Origin of the sequence: Chryseobacterium vietnamense, assembly GCF_031454475.1 — a bacterium.
In the GTDB taxonomy this organism is placed as follows: domain Bacteria; phylum Bacteroidota; class Bacteroidia; order Flavobacteriales; family Weeksellaceae; genus Chryseobacterium; species Chryseobacterium vietnamense.
In genome coordinates this window covers 1,260,694-1,279,929 of sequence record NZ_JAVDQX010000001.1, presented here as the reverse complement: position 1 = coordinate 1,279,929, position 19,236 = coordinate 1,260,694, and the positions used below count along the sequence as shown (strand labels likewise).

17 protein-coding genes are annotated in these 19,236 nt (G+C 37.7%); 2 read left to right on the top strand and 15 right to left on the bottom strand.

Annotated features, from left to right (window positions below):
• Positions 1 to 101 precede the first annotated feature (101 nt).
• The 6 genes from J2786_RS05725 to J2786_RS05700 form a co-directional block, all read right to left on the bottom strand.
• Positions 102 to 464, bottom strand: a complete 363-nt coding sequence (locus tag J2786_RS05725; protein WP_142016067.1) for a hypothetical protein — start codon at positions 462 to 464, stop codon at positions 102 to 104.
• A 132-nt stretch (positions 465 to 596) separates the two neighbouring features.
• Positions 597 to 1,166: a Crp/Fnr family transcriptional regulator gene (locus J2786_RS05720; protein ID WP_047430438.1), complete on the bottom strand. Its 570-nt coding sequence runs from the start codon at positions 1,164 to 1,166 to the stop codon at positions 597 to 599.
• A gap of 53 nt (positions 1,167 to 1,219) precedes the next feature.
• Positions 1,220 to 1,969, bottom strand: coding sequence for a siderophore-interacting protein (locus J2786_RS05715; RefSeq protein ID WP_047430440.1), 750 nt, complete (start codon positions 1,967 to 1,969; stop codon positions 1,220 to 1,222).
• 2 nt (positions 1,970 to 1,971) lie between these two features.
• Positions 1,972 to 3,147, bottom strand: coding sequence for an MFS transporter (locus tag J2786_RS05710; RefSeq protein ID WP_047430443.1), 1,176 nt, complete (start codon positions 3,145 to 3,147; stop codon positions 1,972 to 1,974).
• 85 nt (positions 3,148 to 3,232) lie between these two features.
• Positions 3,233 to 3,841 carry a hypothetical protein gene (locus J2786_RS05705; RefSeq protein WP_052186958.1) on the bottom strand — a complete coding sequence of 203 codons (609 nt, stop codon included), beginning with the start codon at positions 3,839 to 3,841 and terminating at the stop codon, positions 3,233 to 3,235.
• A 579-nt stretch (positions 3,842 to 4,420) separates the two neighbouring features.
• The gene (locus J2786_RS05700) at positions 4,421 to 5,203 is read right to left on the bottom strand and encodes an AraC family transcriptional regulator (RefSeq protein WP_047430445.1); all 783 of its coding nucleotides are present in this window, start codon (positions 5,201 to 5,203) and stop codon (positions 4,421 to 4,423) included.
• A 71-nt stretch (positions 5,204 to 5,274) separates the two neighbouring features.
• Between J2786_RS05700 and J2786_RS05695 the strand changes: the two genes are divergently transcribed.
• The gene (locus J2786_RS05695) at positions 5,275 to 6,480 is read left to right on the top strand and encodes a CynX/NimT family MFS transporter (protein ID WP_310024234.1); all 1,206 of its coding nucleotides are present in this window, start codon (positions 5,275 to 5,277) and stop codon (positions 6,478 to 6,480) included.
• Positions 6,481 to 6,488: 8 nt separating this feature from the next.
• Here J2786_RS05695 and J2786_RS05690 read toward each other — a convergent pair whose 3' ends face one another.
• The 6 genes from J2786_RS05690 to J2786_RS05665 form a co-directional block, all read right to left on the bottom strand.
• Entirely contained in the window at positions 6,489 to 7,196 is a 708-nt protein-coding gene (locus J2786_RS05690) for a DUF421 domain-containing protein (protein ID WP_047430450.1), read from the bottom strand.
• Between the two features lie 154 nt (positions 7,197 to 7,350).
• A complete protein-coding gene (gene bioA / locus J2786_RS05685; RefSeq protein WP_047430453.1) occupies positions 7,351 to 8,643 on the bottom strand; it encodes an adenosylmethionine--8-amino-7-oxononanoate transaminase in 1,293 nt (430 codons plus the stop codon).
• A gap of 307 nt (positions 8,644 to 8,950) precedes the next feature.
• Complete coding sequence (gene bioB, locus J2786_RS05680) at positions 8,951 to 9,934, bottom strand: biotin synthase BioB (RefSeq protein ID WP_047430456.1); 984 nt, start codon at positions 9,932 to 9,934, stop codon at positions 8,951 to 8,953.
• Positions 9,934 to 10,548, bottom strand: a complete 615-nt coding sequence (gene bioD / locus J2786_RS05675; protein ID WP_047430459.1) for a dethiobiotin synthase — start codon at positions 10,546 to 10,548, stop codon at positions 9,934 to 9,936. The genes bioB and bioD overlap by 1 nt, the downstream gene beginning before the upstream one ends.
• A gap of 50 nt (positions 10,549 to 10,598) precedes the next feature.
• Complete coding sequence (locus tag J2786_RS05670; protein ID WP_047430461.1) at positions 10,599 to 11,708, bottom strand: aminotransferase class I/II-fold pyridoxal phosphate-dependent enzyme; 1,110 nt, start codon at positions 11,706 to 11,708, stop codon at positions 10,599 to 10,601.
• Positions 11,701 to 12,324 (bottom strand): hypothetical protein, encoded by a 624-nt coding sequence (locus tag J2786_RS05665; RefSeq protein WP_047430464.1) that lies wholly within the window; start codon positions 12,322 to 12,324, stop codon positions 11,701 to 11,703. Before J2786_RS05665 ends, J2786_RS05670 begins: the two co-directional genes overlap by 8 nt.
• A 67-nt stretch (positions 12,325 to 12,391) precedes the next feature.
• On the opposite strand from J2786_RS05665, the gene J2786_RS05660 reads away from it, so the two are divergent.
• Positions 12,392 to 13,882: an aminotransferase-like domain-containing protein gene (locus J2786_RS05660; protein ID WP_047430467.1), complete on the top strand. Its 1,491-nt coding sequence runs from the start codon at positions 12,392 to 12,394 to the stop codon at positions 13,880 to 13,882.
• Positions 13,883 to 14,201: 319 nt separating this feature from the next.
• Here the strand turns inward: J2786_RS05660 and J2786_RS05655 are convergent, their stop codons facing one another.
• Genes J2786_RS05655 through J2786_RS05645 form a run of 3 tightly spaced genes read right to left on the bottom strand, consistent with a single transcriptional unit; the run spans position 14,202 to position 19,235 of the window.
• Positions 14,202 to 15,389 (bottom strand): PepSY-associated TM helix domain-containing protein, encoded by a 1,188-nt coding sequence (locus J2786_RS05655; RefSeq protein WP_047430470.1) that lies wholly within the window; start codon positions 15,387 to 15,389, stop codon positions 14,202 to 14,204.
• 2 nt (positions 15,390 to 15,391) lie between these two features.
• Complete coding sequence (locus J2786_RS05650; protein ID WP_082001949.1) at positions 15,392 to 17,860, bottom strand: TonB-dependent receptor; 2,469 nt, start codon at positions 17,858 to 17,860, stop codon at positions 15,392 to 15,394.
• Positions 17,847 to 19,235, bottom strand: a complete 1,389-nt coding sequence (locus tag J2786_RS05645) for an AMP-binding protein (RefSeq protein WP_047430473.1) — start codon at positions 19,233 to 19,235, stop codon at positions 17,847 to 17,849. The genes J2786_RS05650 and J2786_RS05645 overlap by 14 nt, the downstream gene beginning before the upstream one ends.
• Position 19,236: the final 1 nt, after the last annotated feature.

Sequence of the window (19,236 nt, the reverse complement as noted above, 5' to 3'; positions counted from 1 at the left end):
GGGTAAGCATCAATACAATGCATTACGAATTAATTGATATGTAACAAGAATTCATTGCTTTAGGCAAGAACATAAAGCATTAATTTTCAATGTGAAGTCAATTAAGAAAGCCGTGGGGGCTGGAAAATCTGAGAAAGGTATTGGTTGGAAAAATCTTTTTCCTTGTAGATACTGCTTTTCTTTGAAACAGTAATTTCCTTAGGTTTTTTTATTTCGAATGAAAGTTCCGGAAGCTGGGCATGTACAGTCAATACGATTGGTGGATTGATAAATGGCAGTTTCTGATCGGTATCCCAGTCTGAATCCTGCTTGTGGTTATCATAATGCTCCATCACAAATTCTGAAAAGCTTCCATGGTATTCCATGAAATGTTCAACAAACATAGGCACTTTCAGTACTTCCCCCGCATTGGTGGTAGCCAGCACATACATCATTGAGCATAATATGGAGAACCATTTTAACATGAGTGCAAATATAGGGCTTAAATTTTTTCTGAGAGGGCTCTGGTATTAATTTTTTGAGAATTTTTGCCAGTTTAAAAATAGTTTAAATAAATAAAACACCTCCGTAATAATGTTAGGTTGATCAAACAAAAATCACAGCCTCGACTTCAGTCTGCTCAGTGTCTCTTGCGAGATGTTAAGATAGGAAGCCACCAGTTTATTGGAAAGCCTTCTTACCACTACAGGGTTTTCGTCTAAAAGCTGACGGTATTTTTCAAGAGCATCCTGAACAAGGAAAGACATCAGTCTTTTGGTATTATTCACATAAGCAGTTTCCAGGTATATTCTGTAAAATTTTTCCCACTGAGGGATAATATCCAGAAGATGATAAAAATTTTTATGGGTAATATAATATACTTCTGAATCCTCTACGGCCTCTATAAATTCCTCAGAGGGTTCAGAAGTAATAAAACTGGTAAGTGCAGTGGCAAACTGGTTTTCAAAAGCAAAATATCGGGTGGAATCCTGCCCTTCTTCATTGATGAAAAATATACGGAGACAGCCATTTACAACAAAAAATGTTCTCTGGCTGTTTTGTCCGTTGGAAAGAAGCATTTCATTCTTTTTTAACCGGACCGGTATAAAATAGGAAAGAATTGTTTCCAATTCTGCATCCGTTACTGATATTCTATTGTTGATATATGACGTTAAAAGTTCCTGCATGTAAGCAAAAGTAGTAATAAATGGCTTTGCTTACTGCTTTTATTCTGTTCTAACTATGGGTTTTCTGCCTGCCCGGCTTTCCAGTATGAACAAATGTACATACCATGCGGATCCCATTCCAGCGTTGTTTTGAAATAGGTACGAAGCTCATGTACAGTGGCATATTCTGCGGCGATGTACACATATTCTTTCAATACTCCGGGGGGAAACTGAACAGACTTCACCACTTCCGCAAGCTTGCTTCCTTGCTCGGGATGAGGATTATGCAGCCATTCAACCGAAATATCTGCTGCAGAACACAGGATAAGCTGGTCTTCTTTATCTGCCACTTCCAATAGTATTTTTGCTCTAACATACGATGGAAACTGTTCTGCAATGGCACAAATCACTGGCAATGCCGTGGCATCTCCTGCAATCAGGTAAAAATCAGCCTCAGGAATTAAAGGCCTTGTACTTTCTTTCATCCCTATTTCCAATATATCACCGGGACTGGCTTTTAATGCCCATGCAGAAGCCGGACCGTTATCACCATGTGCGACAAAATCAATACTTAATTCACGGTTTTCAAGATCAATTTTTCTGTTGGTATAGGTTCTGACAAGCTGAGCGTTTTCCTCGCCAGCCTGGATAAAAATTTTATTATTAGATCCGGATTTTACATGAGCCAACAGTTCAGCCTGGTTTTTATCAATATTAAATATAACACGGATTAAATGCGGTGTCATAAAGAGTTTCTTTTTAACAGTAAATGCGGAACGTATTTTTTTCGTTTCTTTTGCCTGAGATATTATAGAATTTTTCATTTTTATTTTTTGTTAAATAATAAAATAATCATTGCAATCATACAGCTGATTCCTCCGAACAGATATACAGCCTGATAATCAAACCAACCGGCAATTAATCCTGCAATAGGACCAGCAAGGCCTAATGAAAGGTCAACAAATGCTACATAGGCGCCTAGTGCAGTTCCTCTCATCTGTGGTTTTACTTTTTGAATAGCAAGAACTCCTAAAGCCGGAAAAACCAATGAAAATCCAACCCCGGTCAATCCACATCCCACAATAGCCAATGTTTTGGAAGCAGAGGTCCAGATCAGTATTTGCCCTGCTACTTCGATGACCAGAGAGATCATGGCGATTGTAAAACCTCCGTATTTGTCCGGAAAAGAAGCAAAGAAGATTCTGGTCAATACATAACAAGCTCCAAAGATCATAAATGCAAGTGAAGCATCTCCCCAATTCTTTTGTGAGAAAAATAAAGCAATAAAAGAAGCAATACATCCAAAAGCCATTGATGAAAAAGCAAGGCTCAGCCCCTGGCCGGATATGGCACCAATTACTTTGTAGAAAGGAGTCCGTACATGATCTTTATCCACGGGAACAGAAGGAAGTTTTGCAGTGGAAATCCAGCTTACCAGCGGAAGAAAGGCAATGAGAAGGAAAGCAGGCAGCATATCGTATTCTTTACTTAACCAGATACTGACTGGAGCACCGATTGCAATTCCCGCATACATGGCAATACCATTCCATGTCATTACTTTCCCTGAGCTGGAATGTCCCACAAGACCTATTCCCCACGTTAATGCTCCGGTAACCAGAAAACTTTCGCCAATTCCATGAATAATTCGTGCTAATAAAAGAAAGGAAAGTGCCAGCAAAGGATGAGCCTGAAATAATACAGCCAGTACATAAATAATCCCGGCAATAACCGCCAGTGCTACCCCCGACATTTTACTTCTTTTAGCACCTCTGGTATCTGTAATTTTTCCTGAATAGGCTCGGGTTAAAAGTGTAGACAATGACTGCAGACCAATAACAAGTCCTACAATAATAATGTTAAAACCCAATGTGTTCTGAACAAACCCGGGAAGTACTCCCAAAGCAATTCCTATGGTAAGGTAGACTGCAAATACCGAAATGATAATAGGAGCTGTTGCCTGATAGAAATTAATAGTGTGTCCCTTTTCTAATGTTGTACTCATAAATTTTGTTTAAAATATTCGGGTGCAAAGGTCTCCGAACAGTTAACACAAAACTTTGATCTAAGTCAAAAAAGGTACAGTCGTTTTAATCAAAATCCAGAAAACTATCAGTAAGCTGCTTCCACTGTATTTTTGCAATTCCCATCATTCCGCCGATAGCAATTGCAAAATTCCGGATGACATCCAGAAACTTAGCGTTTCGGTTAGGCTTTTCATTTCGCCCGTATACAGCTGCTTTTAAATACGCAATATTCCTGGTTATCATAAAGGTTGAGGTGGCGGCAGCACTGTAAAAATGAGCAATATGACGGCTTTTCTTATTTTGAGGATCTACGGATGGCCTGCATGTGATGGATATACTTTCGGAAAAACTATCCTGATAGAAACAGATATCTGTTATTTCTACCCAATCGTACCCTTTAGCCTCAGGTTCTCCCGGACCCGGAATATCGATCCGGATAAAATCTCCTTTTTGAGGTTCCCTATCTACGGGATTACCATCAAAATCATATAATTTAAATGCAGCAAACGCTTTCCCACTATAGTTTTCCCATTGATTAACTGAAAAGAATCTTTTTTTTAATATTTCAAACTTTTCCGGAATCAGATCCTGGTCAAATACTTTTCTGCTTTCTGTATCGTGGAAGCCTCCGAATTTTTGTGCAGGGACTCCCTTAAATATTTTTGGACTCATAGGACGGGTTTTTAAGCAAAGTAGTACAAAAAACTTACAGAATTTATGAGCAGGGTCACAAAAGAGTTAAACGGTTGTTTGAATATCTGTTCGTCATCGTCTTATTTTGATAATAATTCACTTTTAATGATTTTTCTATTTTGGACGAAAAACATGCATGCAATTCTTCAAAATGGCGAATTATATTTAAATAGATATGTTTTTATACCAGTAATTTCGGAATCTTAAATAAAATGAACAACATTTAAGGAATAATTATTTTTACCTGAAATAAATATTTTTTAAAAAAAATAAGCTTATGATGTTTTGCATAACATGATTTTTGTTTATATTTGTGAATCGAAATAATTTTTTTTCATCATTTGTGTTTTTTTAAGGTCTCCATTCGTGGAGACCTTTTTATTTTCAATAATATCATAATTGAATATTGACTATTGAAGTGGAAAAGCGGTCAAAATGTGAAATATTTTCTTTTTCAATCCCACTAATTACTTTTACTTAAAGGAATATGCGAAGTTTTATAATGTTGATAACTCTCCTTTTCAACAATAATTGACAGTTTTTTTACAGGTTTATAACTTATTGAATGGTTTTAATAAAATCAGTAGGCCTGAATTTCATCACAGACTGAAAACTTCTGGTATAAGCCTGAACACTCCTGTATCCTACTTCATAAGCTGTTTCTGAAACCGTAAGATTTCCGGAACTCAAATATTCCAGACTCTTGATAATACGGAGCATTTGCTGATATTTACTTAGGGTAAGACCTGTTTCTTTTTTGAAAATACGTTCCAGTGTACGGAAAGATAAGAGGGCTGTATCACTGAGGTCTTCCATCCTGATCTCATTATGATAATGAGTGTGCAGATGCTCTATCACTTTATCAAGGCGCTTATCTTTCGGGAGGCTGATATGAAAGGTCAGAGAATATTCTGCAAACCGCGGAAGTTCGTTGAACAGTGCTTTCAGAAATACGTCCTCATTGTGATCCGGCTTCACCAGCTTAGACCATTTTTCTGAATATTTTATCATTTCTTTCAAAACAGGAGGAACAGAAAATACATTCACCTGATCATAGAAAGATTCCTGAGTGCTGATTTCTGCAAACATGATCATCAGCTTGATCTTTTCAGAATGGGAGTTGGTTTTATGGATAGCATTTGGAGGAATCCATACCGCATGATTCTGAGGAAGGAGATAGATTTTTTCTTCAATGGTAATATATTGAAAACCACTCTCTACATATACGAGCTGTCCCTTCTGATGGTGATGAAGAACGTTATCATGAATCCAGTTTTCTTCAAACCATACAAAATACGGCTTTTTCAGTTCATCTATATTTATAGTATCGTTAGCGTTCATGTCGTTTCAGGTTAAAACTTTGGCAAAATTAAACAAAATTACTGTGTTAATTTTGTACAAAAGTTTTTATTATGATGAAGAATGAAGTAAAAAAGAATGCTTCGTATGTTTTATTAATCATTAATGTTCTGGTAGTTATACTTATTTCCAGCAACCTCAGGTCTCCGATTGTGGCAGTGGCTCCTGTTCTTGGAGAGGTAAGAGATGCTTTACAACTGGATAATTTTCAGGTGAGTCTGCTCACTTCTATTCCACTGTTTATGTTTGCTGCCTGTTCTGTGCTGGTGAGCAGGTTTTCCAATACATTCGGAATCAGTAAACTTCTGATGTATTCTCTGATTATTTTAAGCTTCGGGTTATTTTTACGAATCAGTGGTTCTCTATGGCTTTTGTTTTTAGGTTCTATATTCATTGGTTTGGGAATATGCATTGGAAATGTGGTTACTCCGGGATATGTTAAGAATAATTTCCCGAAGCAGATAGGTCTTATGACTGGAATTTTTGCTGTATCGATGAATCTTACAGCAGCATTAGCTTCCGGATTCAGTGTGAAAATTGGAGAACTGACAGGTTTTGGATGGAAAGGTTCTCTGGGAATATGGCTGGTGATCGCCGCATTGGGATTTCTGGTTTTATCACTGGAATTTATATGTAATAAAAGAAATCCGGCTCAACCCAAAGCAGCACTCAGCACCTCTGATTTTAATATGTTCAAATCTGCCCAGGCATGGAATATCAGTATTTTTATGGGGCTGCAGTCTCTATTTTATTATTGCCTCGTAGCGTGGCTTCCTTCGTTTCTTGGAGATTATCATATGCAGGGAGAAAGTTCCGGATGGGTATTTTTTGTCATTCAGATTACGATGATTCCTGTGACATTCTGCTGCCCGATTATTGCCAGTAAAATGAAAGACCAGAGACTTATGATCCTTTTCATATGTACTCTGATGTTCGGAAGCACCATGATGTTTGTCTTTATGAAATCTCAATGGATTTATGTGAATGCTGTGATTATCGGGATATCTAATGGACTGTCTTTCAGTTTGTCAATCCTGTTCTTTTCTACAAGAACGAAAAGCAGCATTAATGCGGTTAAAATATCAGGTATGGCACAATCCGTAGGCTATCTGATCGCTGCTTTCGGACCTCCGTTGTTTGGAAAGCTTCATGATTGGGACATTTCATGGAACAGTTCATTCTATCTGTTAAGCTGTGCGGTATTACTGATGCTGTATTTCGGACTGAAGGCAGCGAGAAATAAATATGTTGAGGATTAGGATAGAGGTCAGGTTACACGTCTTTTATTACTGGAAGCTACCCATTCTTCTTTTTGGCATCTTGGGCAGCTTCCTGCATTACCCGGTTTTTTATGCTCTGTATGCCCGCAGAATATACAAGAGTAATGTCTTTCCTCCTGAATATACTGTAAAGGATTATTTAATGATCCCGGCATAATTGGAAGCCCATATCTTACAGATTCATCTTCGAAAAAGAATACACTGATCTCTCCGGATATTTCTTCTATAGCCATTTCAAGCTGTCCAAGTTGCGAAACTCCTTTCAGCCTTAATTCCGCGAAGAATTCGTCACTCCCCAGATTTTCTTTTTGAAAGTTTTTAATTGAAAATTCACCATTTTCTATCAGACAGATGGATTTTCCTTCAACCAGATTTTCAAAATTTTTACTTTTTCCGATGAAATGGGTCACAATAGAATACAGGAGAATAATAACAATAAAAACAATAAGGGATGAGATAATTCCGACATCCTTATTAAACATAGGATCTCCTGCAGCTGATCCAAGACCGATAATGACTACCAATTCAAAGATTGAGAGCTGTTTTACCCCTCTTTTTCCTAAAATTCTAAGTCCGATGATAATAGCCAGAAACATAATTACAGTACGAAGAATGATCTCTAAAAGAAAAGACCATTCTTCGTGTCCCAATAGTAATTCTTTCCAATCAAGATGTATGAGAAAAGCTGACAGCATACCAAATATTTATCAGGGAATATTCAAAAAATAAGCCATAATTCCTTAAAAAGTTTTCGATACTGTAAACACATAAAAAACCTTATAGGCTTCAAAAACCTATAAGGTACATTTAAAAAAAATTAAAAATAATTATTACCGGAACAGGATCAATTTAATCTTTAAACTGATCCAGAACTTCCGTAATATTCTGATAGACAAAATCCAGTTCTTCGGATGTAATACAATACGGAGGAACAAGATAGATCACATTTCCCAGTGGCCTCATAATGATTCCTCTCTGTAAGAATTCATTGTAAAGCTTCTTCCCTATTTCGTTGAAATAAGAAGTGCCATTCCCGGTTTTAAAATCGAAAGCTAAAATAGTCCCGATCTGGCGAACCTTTTCTACATGAGGATGAAAAGCAAGCGCTTTTGCAAACTCTGAATGTTGATGAGTGATGCGGTTGATATTCATTTGAGTTTCGTTTGTCAAGAGTATTTCCATACTGGCGAGAGCGGCCGTACAGGCTAAAGGATTAGCTGTAAACGAATGTCCGTGAAATAAGGTTTTATAACGGTCATCCGACAGGAAAGCATTATAAATTTCACTGGAACATGTGGTGATTCCCATGGGCATCGTACCTCCCGTTAAACCTTTTGAAAAACACATAATATTAGGTTTTTCTGTAAGATAATCTGCTGCGAAAAGCTTACCCGTTCTTCCAAATCCTGTAAACACTTCATCCTGAATCATTAGAATACCTTCCTCCCGGCAGAATTTCATGAGCTGGCTAAGATCTTCGGCATCATACATCAGCATTCCGGCAGCACCCTGAACCAGTGGTTCATAAATAAAACATGCTACTTCGTCAGCAAGTTCTTTAATCTGTGCATGAAGGTGTTCCAGATTTTCAGCATTCGGTGTATCAATAAAAACGACTTCAAACAGCATACTTTCAAAAGGTTTTGTCCAGAAGCTTTTTCCACTTACAGACATCGCTCCGAAAGTATCTCCGTGATAAGCATTTTTAAAAGCGAGAATCTTTGTTTTCTTTTTTTCCTGATTGTATGCATATTGAATACACATTTTTAAAGCTACTTCAACTGCCGTAGAACCATTATCAGAATAGAAAACCTTCTCCTGACCCGCCGGAAGCAGCTTCAATAAATTCTCCGAAAGCTGTACTGCGGGTTCATGCGTAAAGCCGGCAAAGATAACCTGTTCCAATGTGTTTAGCTGTTCAAAAACACGCTTGGCAATGTATGGATGAGAATGTCCATGCAGCGTTACCCACCAGGATGAAACAACATCCATGTATTTTTTTCCTTCGGTATCATAAAGATAAATCCCTTTTCCTTTTACAATAGGAATGGCATCATCAGCGGTTTTCATCTGCGTGTAAGGGTGCCAGTTCACCGCTTTGTCTCTCTCCTGCAGACTGATTTCTTTTGTTATTGTATTCATATATTGATCTAAAAAGTGGTAAAGAAGAATGTGGTTTTTAAATTTTAACGCTATGATCGCCAGGTTTTATTATATATGCTATTGTTTTAAGCTCGCAAAGGCGTTTCACTCAGCAATAGGAAATATTCTGCTTTGCTAAATAGAATGCCCTTGCGAACGAAATATTTTAAGAATTAAAAATCTTTCTTTGCGAACCTTAGCGTTAAAAACTAATACTAGTACTGATGAAATCAGATATCAATGCTGCAATAAAAATCATAATACTAATAATCCAGCTCATCACTCATTATTTATCATTTATAATTTACTAGCAGCATGTTTCTTTTTTCATCATAGGTTTCAATCCTAAGGTCTGAAGCATCTGCATATCTTCAGAAACTCCCGGATTAGGCGTTACCAATAATGTTTCTCTTTCTCCCGTGAAAATGGAATTGGCACCTGCCATAAAGCACCATGCCTGTTCTGTTTCTGACATTTCTATACGTCCGGCACTTAGTCTTACCATAGAGGATGGCATTACAATTCTTGCGGTAGCGATCATTCTTACCATTTCCCAGGTATCTACTTTTTCATTATCTTCTAATGGCGTTCCAGCTACTCTTGCTAATGCATTGATAGGAACAGATTCCGGGTGTTTTGGCATTGTTGCCAGCGTCAGAAGCATTGAAATTCTGTCTCTGTGTGTTTCACCAAGTCCGATAATTCCTCCGGAACACACTGTGATTCCTGCTTTTCTTACGTTATTGATCGTATTGATTCTGTTGTCAAAAGTTCTGGTGGAAATGATTTCTTCATAATACTGTTCAGAAGTATCAAGATTGTGATTATAAGCATATAGTCCTGCTTCCTGCAATCTTAAAGCCTGTTCTTCCGTAAGCATTCCGAGCGTACAGCAAACTTCCAGACCAAGTTCATTTACGCCTTTTACCATATCAATTACTCTGTCAAAATCACGGTTATTGCGAACTTCACGCCATGCTGCTGCCATACAGAATCTTGATGATCCGGAATCTTTCGCCTTCTGAGCGTGTTCAATTACGGTTTCAGTTGGTAATAAAGCCTGTACTTTGATATTGGTGTGATAACGTGCTGCCTGTCCGCAGTAGGAACAGTCTTCAGGGCATCCACCTGTTTTGATGGATAATAATGTAGAAATCTGTACTTCAGAAGGGTCATGCCATTCGCGGTGTACGGTTGCTGCTTTATAAATAAGTTCCATCAGAGGTAAATGATAAATTTCTTCAATTTCCTCTTTGGTCCAGTTGTTTCTCAATGTTGTTTTAGTATCCATTATCCTATTTTTGTTATTGTTAATTGCTTTGCAGCATTTTGTATTGATTCTTTATCGGTATGATTGATCTCCGGAATCCTTATAATTTTTGTTTCTTTTTCGATAAAACTGCAGATCACTCTTTCTGTATCTTCCGGGAAATCTCCATTAAGAACTAAATATTCCAGCTGAATTTCTCTCTGTTGTAAGGCTAAGATTGAGAGTAAACTATGATTGATGCAGCCCAGATAGTTTCTTACGACCAATGCTGCCGGAAGGTTTAATTCTTCAATCAGATCAATCATAAAAGTAGTGTCTGAAATGGGAACCATAAGACCTCCCGCTCCTTCTACAATCAGTGGGTTTTCTGTTTTTGGGAGTTGAAAATCATTCAGATTGATGGTAATATTTTCTTCTCCTGCAGACTGATGTGGTGAAGCCGCCAGATGTAAACGATAAGTTTCCGGATGGCAAAAGCTGGTATCTGTCCATGCTTCAATTTTATGACTGTCTGTGTAATGTAGATCTCCGGACTGTATCGGTTTCCAGTATTCTGTTTTAAAATGCTGAACCAAAACAGCTGAACAAACTGTTTTTCCTATTTCGGTTCCTATTCCTGTTATAAATAATTTCATGTTTTGATTTGGGATTCGTGTTTCGGGTTTCGGGTTTTAAAAATTATACCTTACATAAATTCTTTAATAATTTCTGTCAGTTTCATAATTTCTTGTTCTGTATTAAAGCTGTGAAGGCATATTCTCAAGCGTTCACTACCTTCTTTTACCGTTGGGCTGTAAATAGCATAGGTTAAAAATCCTTCTTCAGATAAAGTGTCCTGTACTGTTTTCAGTTTTTGGTTATCCGGGATTAGAATAGCCTGAACCGGACTCGTTTCTGCGGATGGAGAATCTAGATTTTGGCTTCGGAAAATCCTGATATTATCCTGAAGTTTTTTAGACAGCTCAATATTTTGATCCAAAAATTCATATCCGCTTTTTATGCTTATCCACTGAAAATCCTGCGCTGATGTCGTATAAATAAACGGACTCGCAAAATTGACCAGATAAGATTTCACTGTTTCACTGCAAAGAATTGCTGCTCCGTGAGCTCCAAGGGCTTTCCCATAAGTTACAACGGCTGCTGAAACTTGTTTCTGCAATTCATATTTTTCAATCAATCCATATCCAAAAACTCCGAAAGCGTGGGCTTCATCAACAATCAAAGAAGCTTTATACCGTTCTGCAATCGCTGCAATTTCCTGAAGAGGAGCAAAATCTCCCTCCATCGAGTACAGACTTTCTATCGCGATATAGCAATGACCTTCCTGTCTTTTTAACACATTTTCAAGATCTTCAAGATCATTGTGTTTGAACTTCAATTTTTTAGCATTCGAAAGTTGACACGCATCATGTACGGACCGATGAATCTGTTCGTCCACAATCACTGTATCATGACGGCTGGGAAGCGTTGAAAACAAAGCAAGGTTTGCATTATATCCTGACGGGAAAAGCAACGCCGATTCAAAATGGTGTTGCTGAGCAATAAAATGCTCCACTGAATTGGCAACATCGCTGTTTCCACTGATCAGTCTGGAACCTGTACTTCCTGAAAGCATTTGAGGATTTTCTATAACCTTCTGCAGCAAAATGTTTTGAAGCTCTTTATTTTGTGCAAAACCCAGATAATCATTGGAATGAAAATCAACTCCTTCAGATTGAAGCCTTAAGCGCCTTAATGTTCCTTCCGCTTTCCTTTTGTCAAGGGATTGCTGAAAACGAAGGATATTATTAAGCATAATGTAACTGAGCAACTTCTTCTGTAACAGCATTCATCCACTCTTCATGCAGTTCTTTCTCTATGGTCAGAATATGATCTGCATGGTCTTTCCAATCTGGTGAAAATTCATTAAGCTGGTTAATCATTTCTTCCAGATGTCCTTCTTCTTCAAGGATAATAGATTTTACCATGATTTTAGAAGAAGCTTCAGTAAGCGCCTCCTGATAAACCGGATAAAGTTCGTCAGCACGTACTTCAATCGCATAGGTTACAAAAAGATAGGCAGCATATTTAATATCTGTTTTATCAAGATTAAAAGCTTTCTGAAGGTAGCGACAGGCTTTTATATCCAATGAGTGAAGATATTGACTTGTTGCAATAGGTGCCAGAAGCTCTGTGCTTTCGTAGGTTTTGCAGAGTTCAGGATTTATTTTACCAATCTGCTTTTTCAGGTAATAAGCGTGGCGGTGTTCTTCAGCTGCATGTTTCAGCTGGATCTGAGAAACCAACGTTGGATGTTCACATTTTGATATTTTTCTTGCACCGGCATTTTCCATAAATGAAAGCGTATTCAACCATTTGGCGTGGGTGTTTCCGTCCTGTACAATTCTTTTTAACAGATGATGAAATTCCATAGATTTTTATTTTGATGTTCAAAAGTAGTATATTGCCGGATTGTTATATGGTGCCAGTTTTGATATTATGGATAGTCCGGTTAGAATTCCCTATGAAAGTTTTATAAAGATTGATAGAAAATCAGAGACTTCTATCTATCTGCAGATTGCGAATCAGCTGATCAATTCCATTCAGCGAGGTGTTTTACCTTTTGGAACAAAACTTCCGGGAACAAGAACCTTCAGTGAAATGTTGGAAATCCATAGAAATACAGCAGTTGCAGTTTATGATGAACTGTCGGCGCAGGGCTGGACAGAGAGTTTTCCGAACAAAGGAACTTTTGTGATTGGAAAAGATCAGGAAAAACCTGTAAAAGTGAACGATTTTGAGCAAAATAATCTTCAAAACTATCCAATAACGACTGGTTTTTCATTCAAAACATCTAATATCTTAGATAATCCCTTTGAACATTCGGATTGTGAGTATGTCTTCAATGATGGGGTACCAGATATCCGTTTAACGCAAATCGGACAGCATTCCCGGTTTTACAGTTCTATTTTGAAACGTAAATCCAGTCAAAAAGCTTTTGGACATTACAATCATGACGGAAGTGAATTTTTTAAAGAACATTTATCCCAATATCTGAATCTTTCCCGCGGACTTCCTATTTCCAAGAATAACCTTCTTATTACCAGAAGTACAGAAATGAGTATTTATATTGTTTCAGAAATTCTTCTTTCTGCCGGTGATACTGTATTGGTGGGAGCTTTGAGTTATTTTTCCGTCAATATGATCTTTATGAAAGCTGGTGTTAACATTGTTTCGATTCCCATTGATGAAGAAGGAATTATCGTAGAAAGCGTACGGGAAGCCTGTAAAAAACAAAAAATACGGATGCTTTATCTTACACCGCACCACCACTATCCTACTACGGTTGCTTTGAGTGCTCAAAGAAGATTTGAATTGCTGGAACTGGCCCATGAATATGGATTTATTATTCTCGAAGATGATTACGATTATGAATTTCATTATGATAAAAGTCCTATTCTTCCTTTAGCCAGTGCAGACACAAATGGAATGGTAATCTACATCGGTTCTTTCGGGAAATCTCTGGCACCCGGATTCAGGACAGGATTTATTGTAGCTCCGGAAAATCTTATGACAGAAATGCGTAAATATCTGGGAATTATAGACCGTCAGGGCGATATTCTGATGGAAAGGGCACTTGGAGAAATGATCGCAGAAGGAGAAATCAATCGCTATCTGAAGAAATCTTTAAAAGTTTATCAGGAAAGGCGTGATTACTTCTCCGGATTGCTGGAGGAAAATTTGGGTGATTTGATATCTTTTCAGAAACCTTCCGGAGGACTTGCCATATGGCTGGAATGGAATATTCCACTGAATCTGATGCAGCTGAGCCGAAATTGTGCGAAAGACAATCTTTTTATTCCCAAAACGTTATTGTATCAGAATAAAGGGTTGACCGCAATGCGTCTGGGATTTGGGGATTTGAATATTGAAGAAATGAATAAAGGGATTGAGGTTTTTTCAAAAAACGTGAAAGGATTGATAAGCTGATTATTTTACTAGTTGGAAAACGCAAGGGCGCAATTGAGATTAAGAGAACTTGTTTTAAGGCGCAAGGATTTTATCTTCGATAAAATTGATACTGGATAATATGACGTTTTAACCTTTTAAATTTAACCACAAAGTCACAAAAGTTTTTAAACACTTAAGTTTTTTAAGCTAAATTTCATACATAATAAAGTACACCTAAGATTTTAAAATCTTTGATTTTCATCTTATATAAACTGTTCTGCGGTATCATTTTAAACTTATTTAAACGGATAAAATAAATCTTTTGTAAAAAGTAAAAGCCCCTTTCCAGAGGCTATTATTAATGATGAGAAGGATAAACTATTTTGTTTTTCTTATGTTTTGGTTTCTTCTTTTTTCTATTTAAATAAATGATAAACCCGGTAATGGGAAGTGATGTTGCGATCATTGCTGCCAGAAAATAAATGACTCTGCTCGTTAATCCCAAAATACTTCCGGTGTGAAGGTCATAATTTCTTTCTCTCAATGCGGTTCCATATCCGATATTTTTGTTTTTATATGATTGAGATTTTAAGATATCTCCTGAATACTGATCAAAATTAAACTGTTCGTTTCTGTATTGTCTTCCGTCATAGGTAAGCTCAGCATAATAAGTACCTTCCTCTGATCTTGGAAAATTGATAAGCGCAGATTTTTTGTCTTTTAATCCTTTTTCCATGGTATTTCCAACCAGATTGAGAATATTTTCCCGGTTTGAAAACTCTCCGGAAGATATGTTACTTTTGGCTTTCTTTTCTGTGGGAATGTTTCCATTTAATGTATTCTTTATCCATTTGTCTGCATCTTCAAAGCTCCATATCAATGCGGAATAAGAAATAATAAGCAAAGGAATTACGGAATAAAATCCCAGTACATTATGAAGGTCATAGTTGATTCTTTTCCAGTTGGCTGATAATTTAATGAAAAACATTCCTTTCAGCATGCTTTTGCTCATTTTACGGGGATACCATATCACAAGCCCCGAAAAAAGAATGATCGCCAACACCAGTGTGGAATAACCGGTAATTGTTTTCCCTATTTTTTCACCCAGCAAAAGCCTTCTGTGAAGATCCAGTACAATTTCAAAAAAATCCTTTTTGGCATCTTCCACTTCCTGTACTTTTCCGGTATAAGGATCAATATACACACGGTAATAATAAAGATAAGTTCCCCAATAGGTCCATGCTTCATTATCCATTTTAAGGGTTCGGAATACATAGGTTTGTGAAGGATCGGAAGACATCACTACCCTTTTGACCTTTAAGCCTCCAGGAAGTGCTTTTTCTGCTTTTTCCGTAAGTTGAGATAATGAAAGCTTTTTTCTTCCAATGTTTTCAACATAATATCTGTTGGGATGAACAAGATGTTTTAATTCTTCTTCAAAAGCCAGGATACATCCTGTAGCGGCCATAATAACAACTATAAGCCCGGACGTGAGTCCGAGCCATAGATGTAACTGATATGCAATCTTTCTAAACTTTAATTTCATCCTTAAAATTTAAAGCTTACCTCAGCAACGAAATTACGAGGCATCTGAGCGACTACTACTCCCTGCCCTGCAAAGTATTGTACATTGCCTAGGTTATTCATTTTAAATCCTAATCTGTATCTTTCTTTTTCAAGGGAAATAGAAGCATTCACCAAAGTATAGGCAGGAAATATAAACTGCCCGGTTACAACTTTATTTCCGGTAATCTGTTTTCCTACACGGTTTACCCCGAAACCTACTCCAAGTCCCTGAAATCCTTTGATGGGAAGAATATAACTGATCCAGGAATTGAATACATTCGCAGGACCCGCAGATTCCGGACGGCGCCCATCTACAGCAGGATCAGCTTTTTCATATCTGCTGTGATTGTAGGCATATCCGGTCATAATATTTAATCCCTGAACAGGGTTCATGATCGTTTCAATTTCAATTCCTTTACTTCTCTGCGTTCCATCCTGAACAACAATATTATATTCTTTTCCGTCACGGATCACTCCGGTTCCTCTCTGGATATTGTCAACAAGAATATCGTAATATGAAACGGTAAAATTAATTTTGTTTCTCCAGAGATTTCCTTTCAATCCTATTTCCCACTGGTTGGCCATCTGTGGCTTCATATCTCCGCTATAATCTGCCAACTGTTGTGTAACAGGTGCTGTATAGCTGAACCCATTCATATAGTTTCCATAGGCTGATAACTGATCTTTAAGGATCTGGTATACGATTCCTACTTTAGGAGACCAGGCTGTCTGTTTGAATTCACCCGCACGTTTGTTATCATTCAGATTAAGCTGTCCTTTACTTTCATAATGATCCATACGCAAACTTACCAGCGTAATCAAACGGTCGGTAATATAGGTTACGTTTGAAATATAAGCTCCATAAAGATTGGATGCTGTGGTATTTCGTACCAATGGAGATTTACCCACCAGCATTGCAGCCTGGGTAAAAGCCTGAATTTTTTGCAGTGCCAGATCTTTGGATATATTACCATATATTCCTGTTACTGGTGCTACCACTGGTCCTGAAGGATTTGTCCCATCAATATAATCATACACTACAATCGGAGAATGATTATTGTTGATAGATTGATTTAAATAATCTAATCCGATCAACACTTTATTTTTAATTTTTCCAATATTAAATTCTCCGTTGAAGTTCTGTTGAACACTTGTGGAAGAAGCTTCCGAGTTCTGCCACTGTACGTTACGTTCCAACAGAGCATCACTGGTTGTTCCTCTGATAAACTGATATTGATATAATCCTTCCGTCTTTCTGAAGTTTCTTGAAAGCAACGTTTGCGAAGTCCATTTATCTGAAATTTTGTAATTAGCCTCTGCTTTTACATTGATAGATGGAGCTTTTAGGGTCATATCATTGTTGGAGTATGACCTTTTCCAGTCGAAGCCAAGTTCATCAGGGTTGTGAGCAACATAAGGCCTTGTTCTGGTCAGGAAAATAATCGGAGTGTTTGTTCCTTCATAATTATAAATCTGAGCTCCTAAGTTAAATTTAAGCCTTTCATTAACCTGATAACTAACTGTAGGTGCTACAAAGAATGATTTCCTGAATTCGGAATCCCTGAAACCATTTTGATACTGATAAGCTGCATTTAAGCGGAATAACATATTTCTGGATTCCGTAATCGGTCCGTAAACATCAGCTGTTACACGGTTCAGATTGTAGCTTCCCATCAAATAAGAAGCTTCTCCTCCAAAATAGTCTTTCGGTTTTTTGGTTACAGCATTGATCAAACCTCCAAACGAAGTTACCGCACCTCCATATAATGTTCCTGAAGGTCCTTTAATCACTTCCAGACGCTCGAGATCGGCAGGATCTATTTCTCCGTTGGTGGTTGCCGGAACACCGTCTACCATGGATACTTTGGTAGGAAAACCTCTAAGGCTGTAGTAGAAACTTCCGTCTCCGGAGCCTCTTCCCGGGCTTCCCTGCATTTTTACCATACCCGGAACGTTTTTCAATACTTCCGAAATATCGTAAGTAAGCTGTTCTTTCATGATCTGCTGGTTGATGCTTGTATAAGCCTGTGGATTTTCAAGAACTTTCAAAGGCATTTTGGCCACTGAAGTACTGTCTTTATCCAAAAATTTATTTCTGCTCACTGCATATACGGTAATTCCCTCAATCACATTATTGTGTAAAGGAGCGTAGATTGCAGGAATTTCATAGACATCTTTCTGAATGTGGATGGGTTCTTTCATCAGTTCAATGTCATTTAAAACCACCTGAAGCGTATATTCTCCAGGTGGCACATTTTCAAAGTAATATTCTCCTAAATTATTGGTTTTTGCCTGATAAGACGTGTTCACAAGTCTCAAAACAGCGTTTTTTACCGGTGCTTTTTCAGACAGCATGATTTTGCCATGAATTCTGTCGCCCTGCTGTGCAGAAAGCGAGTTGGAAGATAAAGCAAGACCAAGAAGTAATATAAGGGTTTTAGATGTTTTCATGCTGTAAGTTTTGTAACAGGGGATAGTTTATTTTACCGTTTTGTGATAATGGGAATGATTCTATACGTTCTGTGCGTACATATTGTGGATTGATACGCAGCTTATTTTTAATGGTTTCGGTGATGATCTGAGGATCAATGTCCGGATTGTCATACAGCACAACAATTTTTTTATCATTGGCATTCAGACATACGAAGGTATTGCCCTGCATCTCATTTTTAAGAATAAATTCTACCTCATCGAGATTCAGGCGTATTCCGAAAAGCTTCATGATACGCTTTATTCTTCCTGTGATATAATATATTCCGTTTTCACCTTTTCTGGCAGTATCTCCGGTATGCAGTACAGAAGGCTGATCATACGTTGTCAAATCTTCCAGCTTATTGGCGTAACCTCCGAAAATACTGATGTGTGAAAAGAGAAGTTCATCGGTTTCAGGATCAATTCTGAAACTTCCTTTGTGTACAGGAGTTCCGATAGAAGTCTCCCCTTCCAGCAATCCTTCTGTAGTAAGATAAGCCATTCTTCCACCTGCTTCAGTCTGTCCGTATTGTGCAAAGAAATCTTTTTTAAATTCATGACAATAAGAGAAAATGGTTTTTCTCAATTCAGCGTTGATTACGCCTCCGGTATGGGTAAAATATCTCAGGCTTGGAGAATCTTTTCTGAAGAATCCTATTCTGTTCAGGTTTTCATAAAGAAAAGGTACTCCACCCAAAGTACTGTAACCGTACTCCTCCATTTCATCCCAGAATGCTTTCTGCATAATGTCTTTATCGGTACAGACAATTCTTCCGGCACGCATACAGTTGGTCGTGAAAATAGAGAATCCGTATACAAAATTGATCGGAACGTTTAAAGGAACTACATCAGTTTCCTGAACCGGCATATACTGAAGGATGCTCAATGCGTTCTGATAAAGACTTTCATCAGATAATTTAACCAGCTTCGGAACACCTGTAGTTCCTGAAGTACTTAGAAGGATTTTAATTTCAGGATTAATGGTAATCTCAGGTTTATAATCATCCTTTGCAAAAATTCTGATATGATCTGAGAATTCTTTCAGGCTGTATCCTTCAATAGCTTCTCTCTGTGGATCAAAGATATATTTTGGACGGTATTCCGCCTCAATACGTTCTTTGAATTCCTCATGTAGTTTTTGGCCCAATACCGCTATCGTGTGCGCTGTTCCGTAAAAATTGAGGAGCACCTCAACGCTGGGCAGCTGATTGTCATTGTACAAAAAGAGCAGGCCTTTTTCTACGGGGTTTAAGCCTAAAGACCGGTACAGTGTTCCCACCGATATTGTTGTACCGGTGGAAGCATCTGTAAACGCCAGGTTCTTATTGGCAATTACATTTTCTAAAATTTTCATA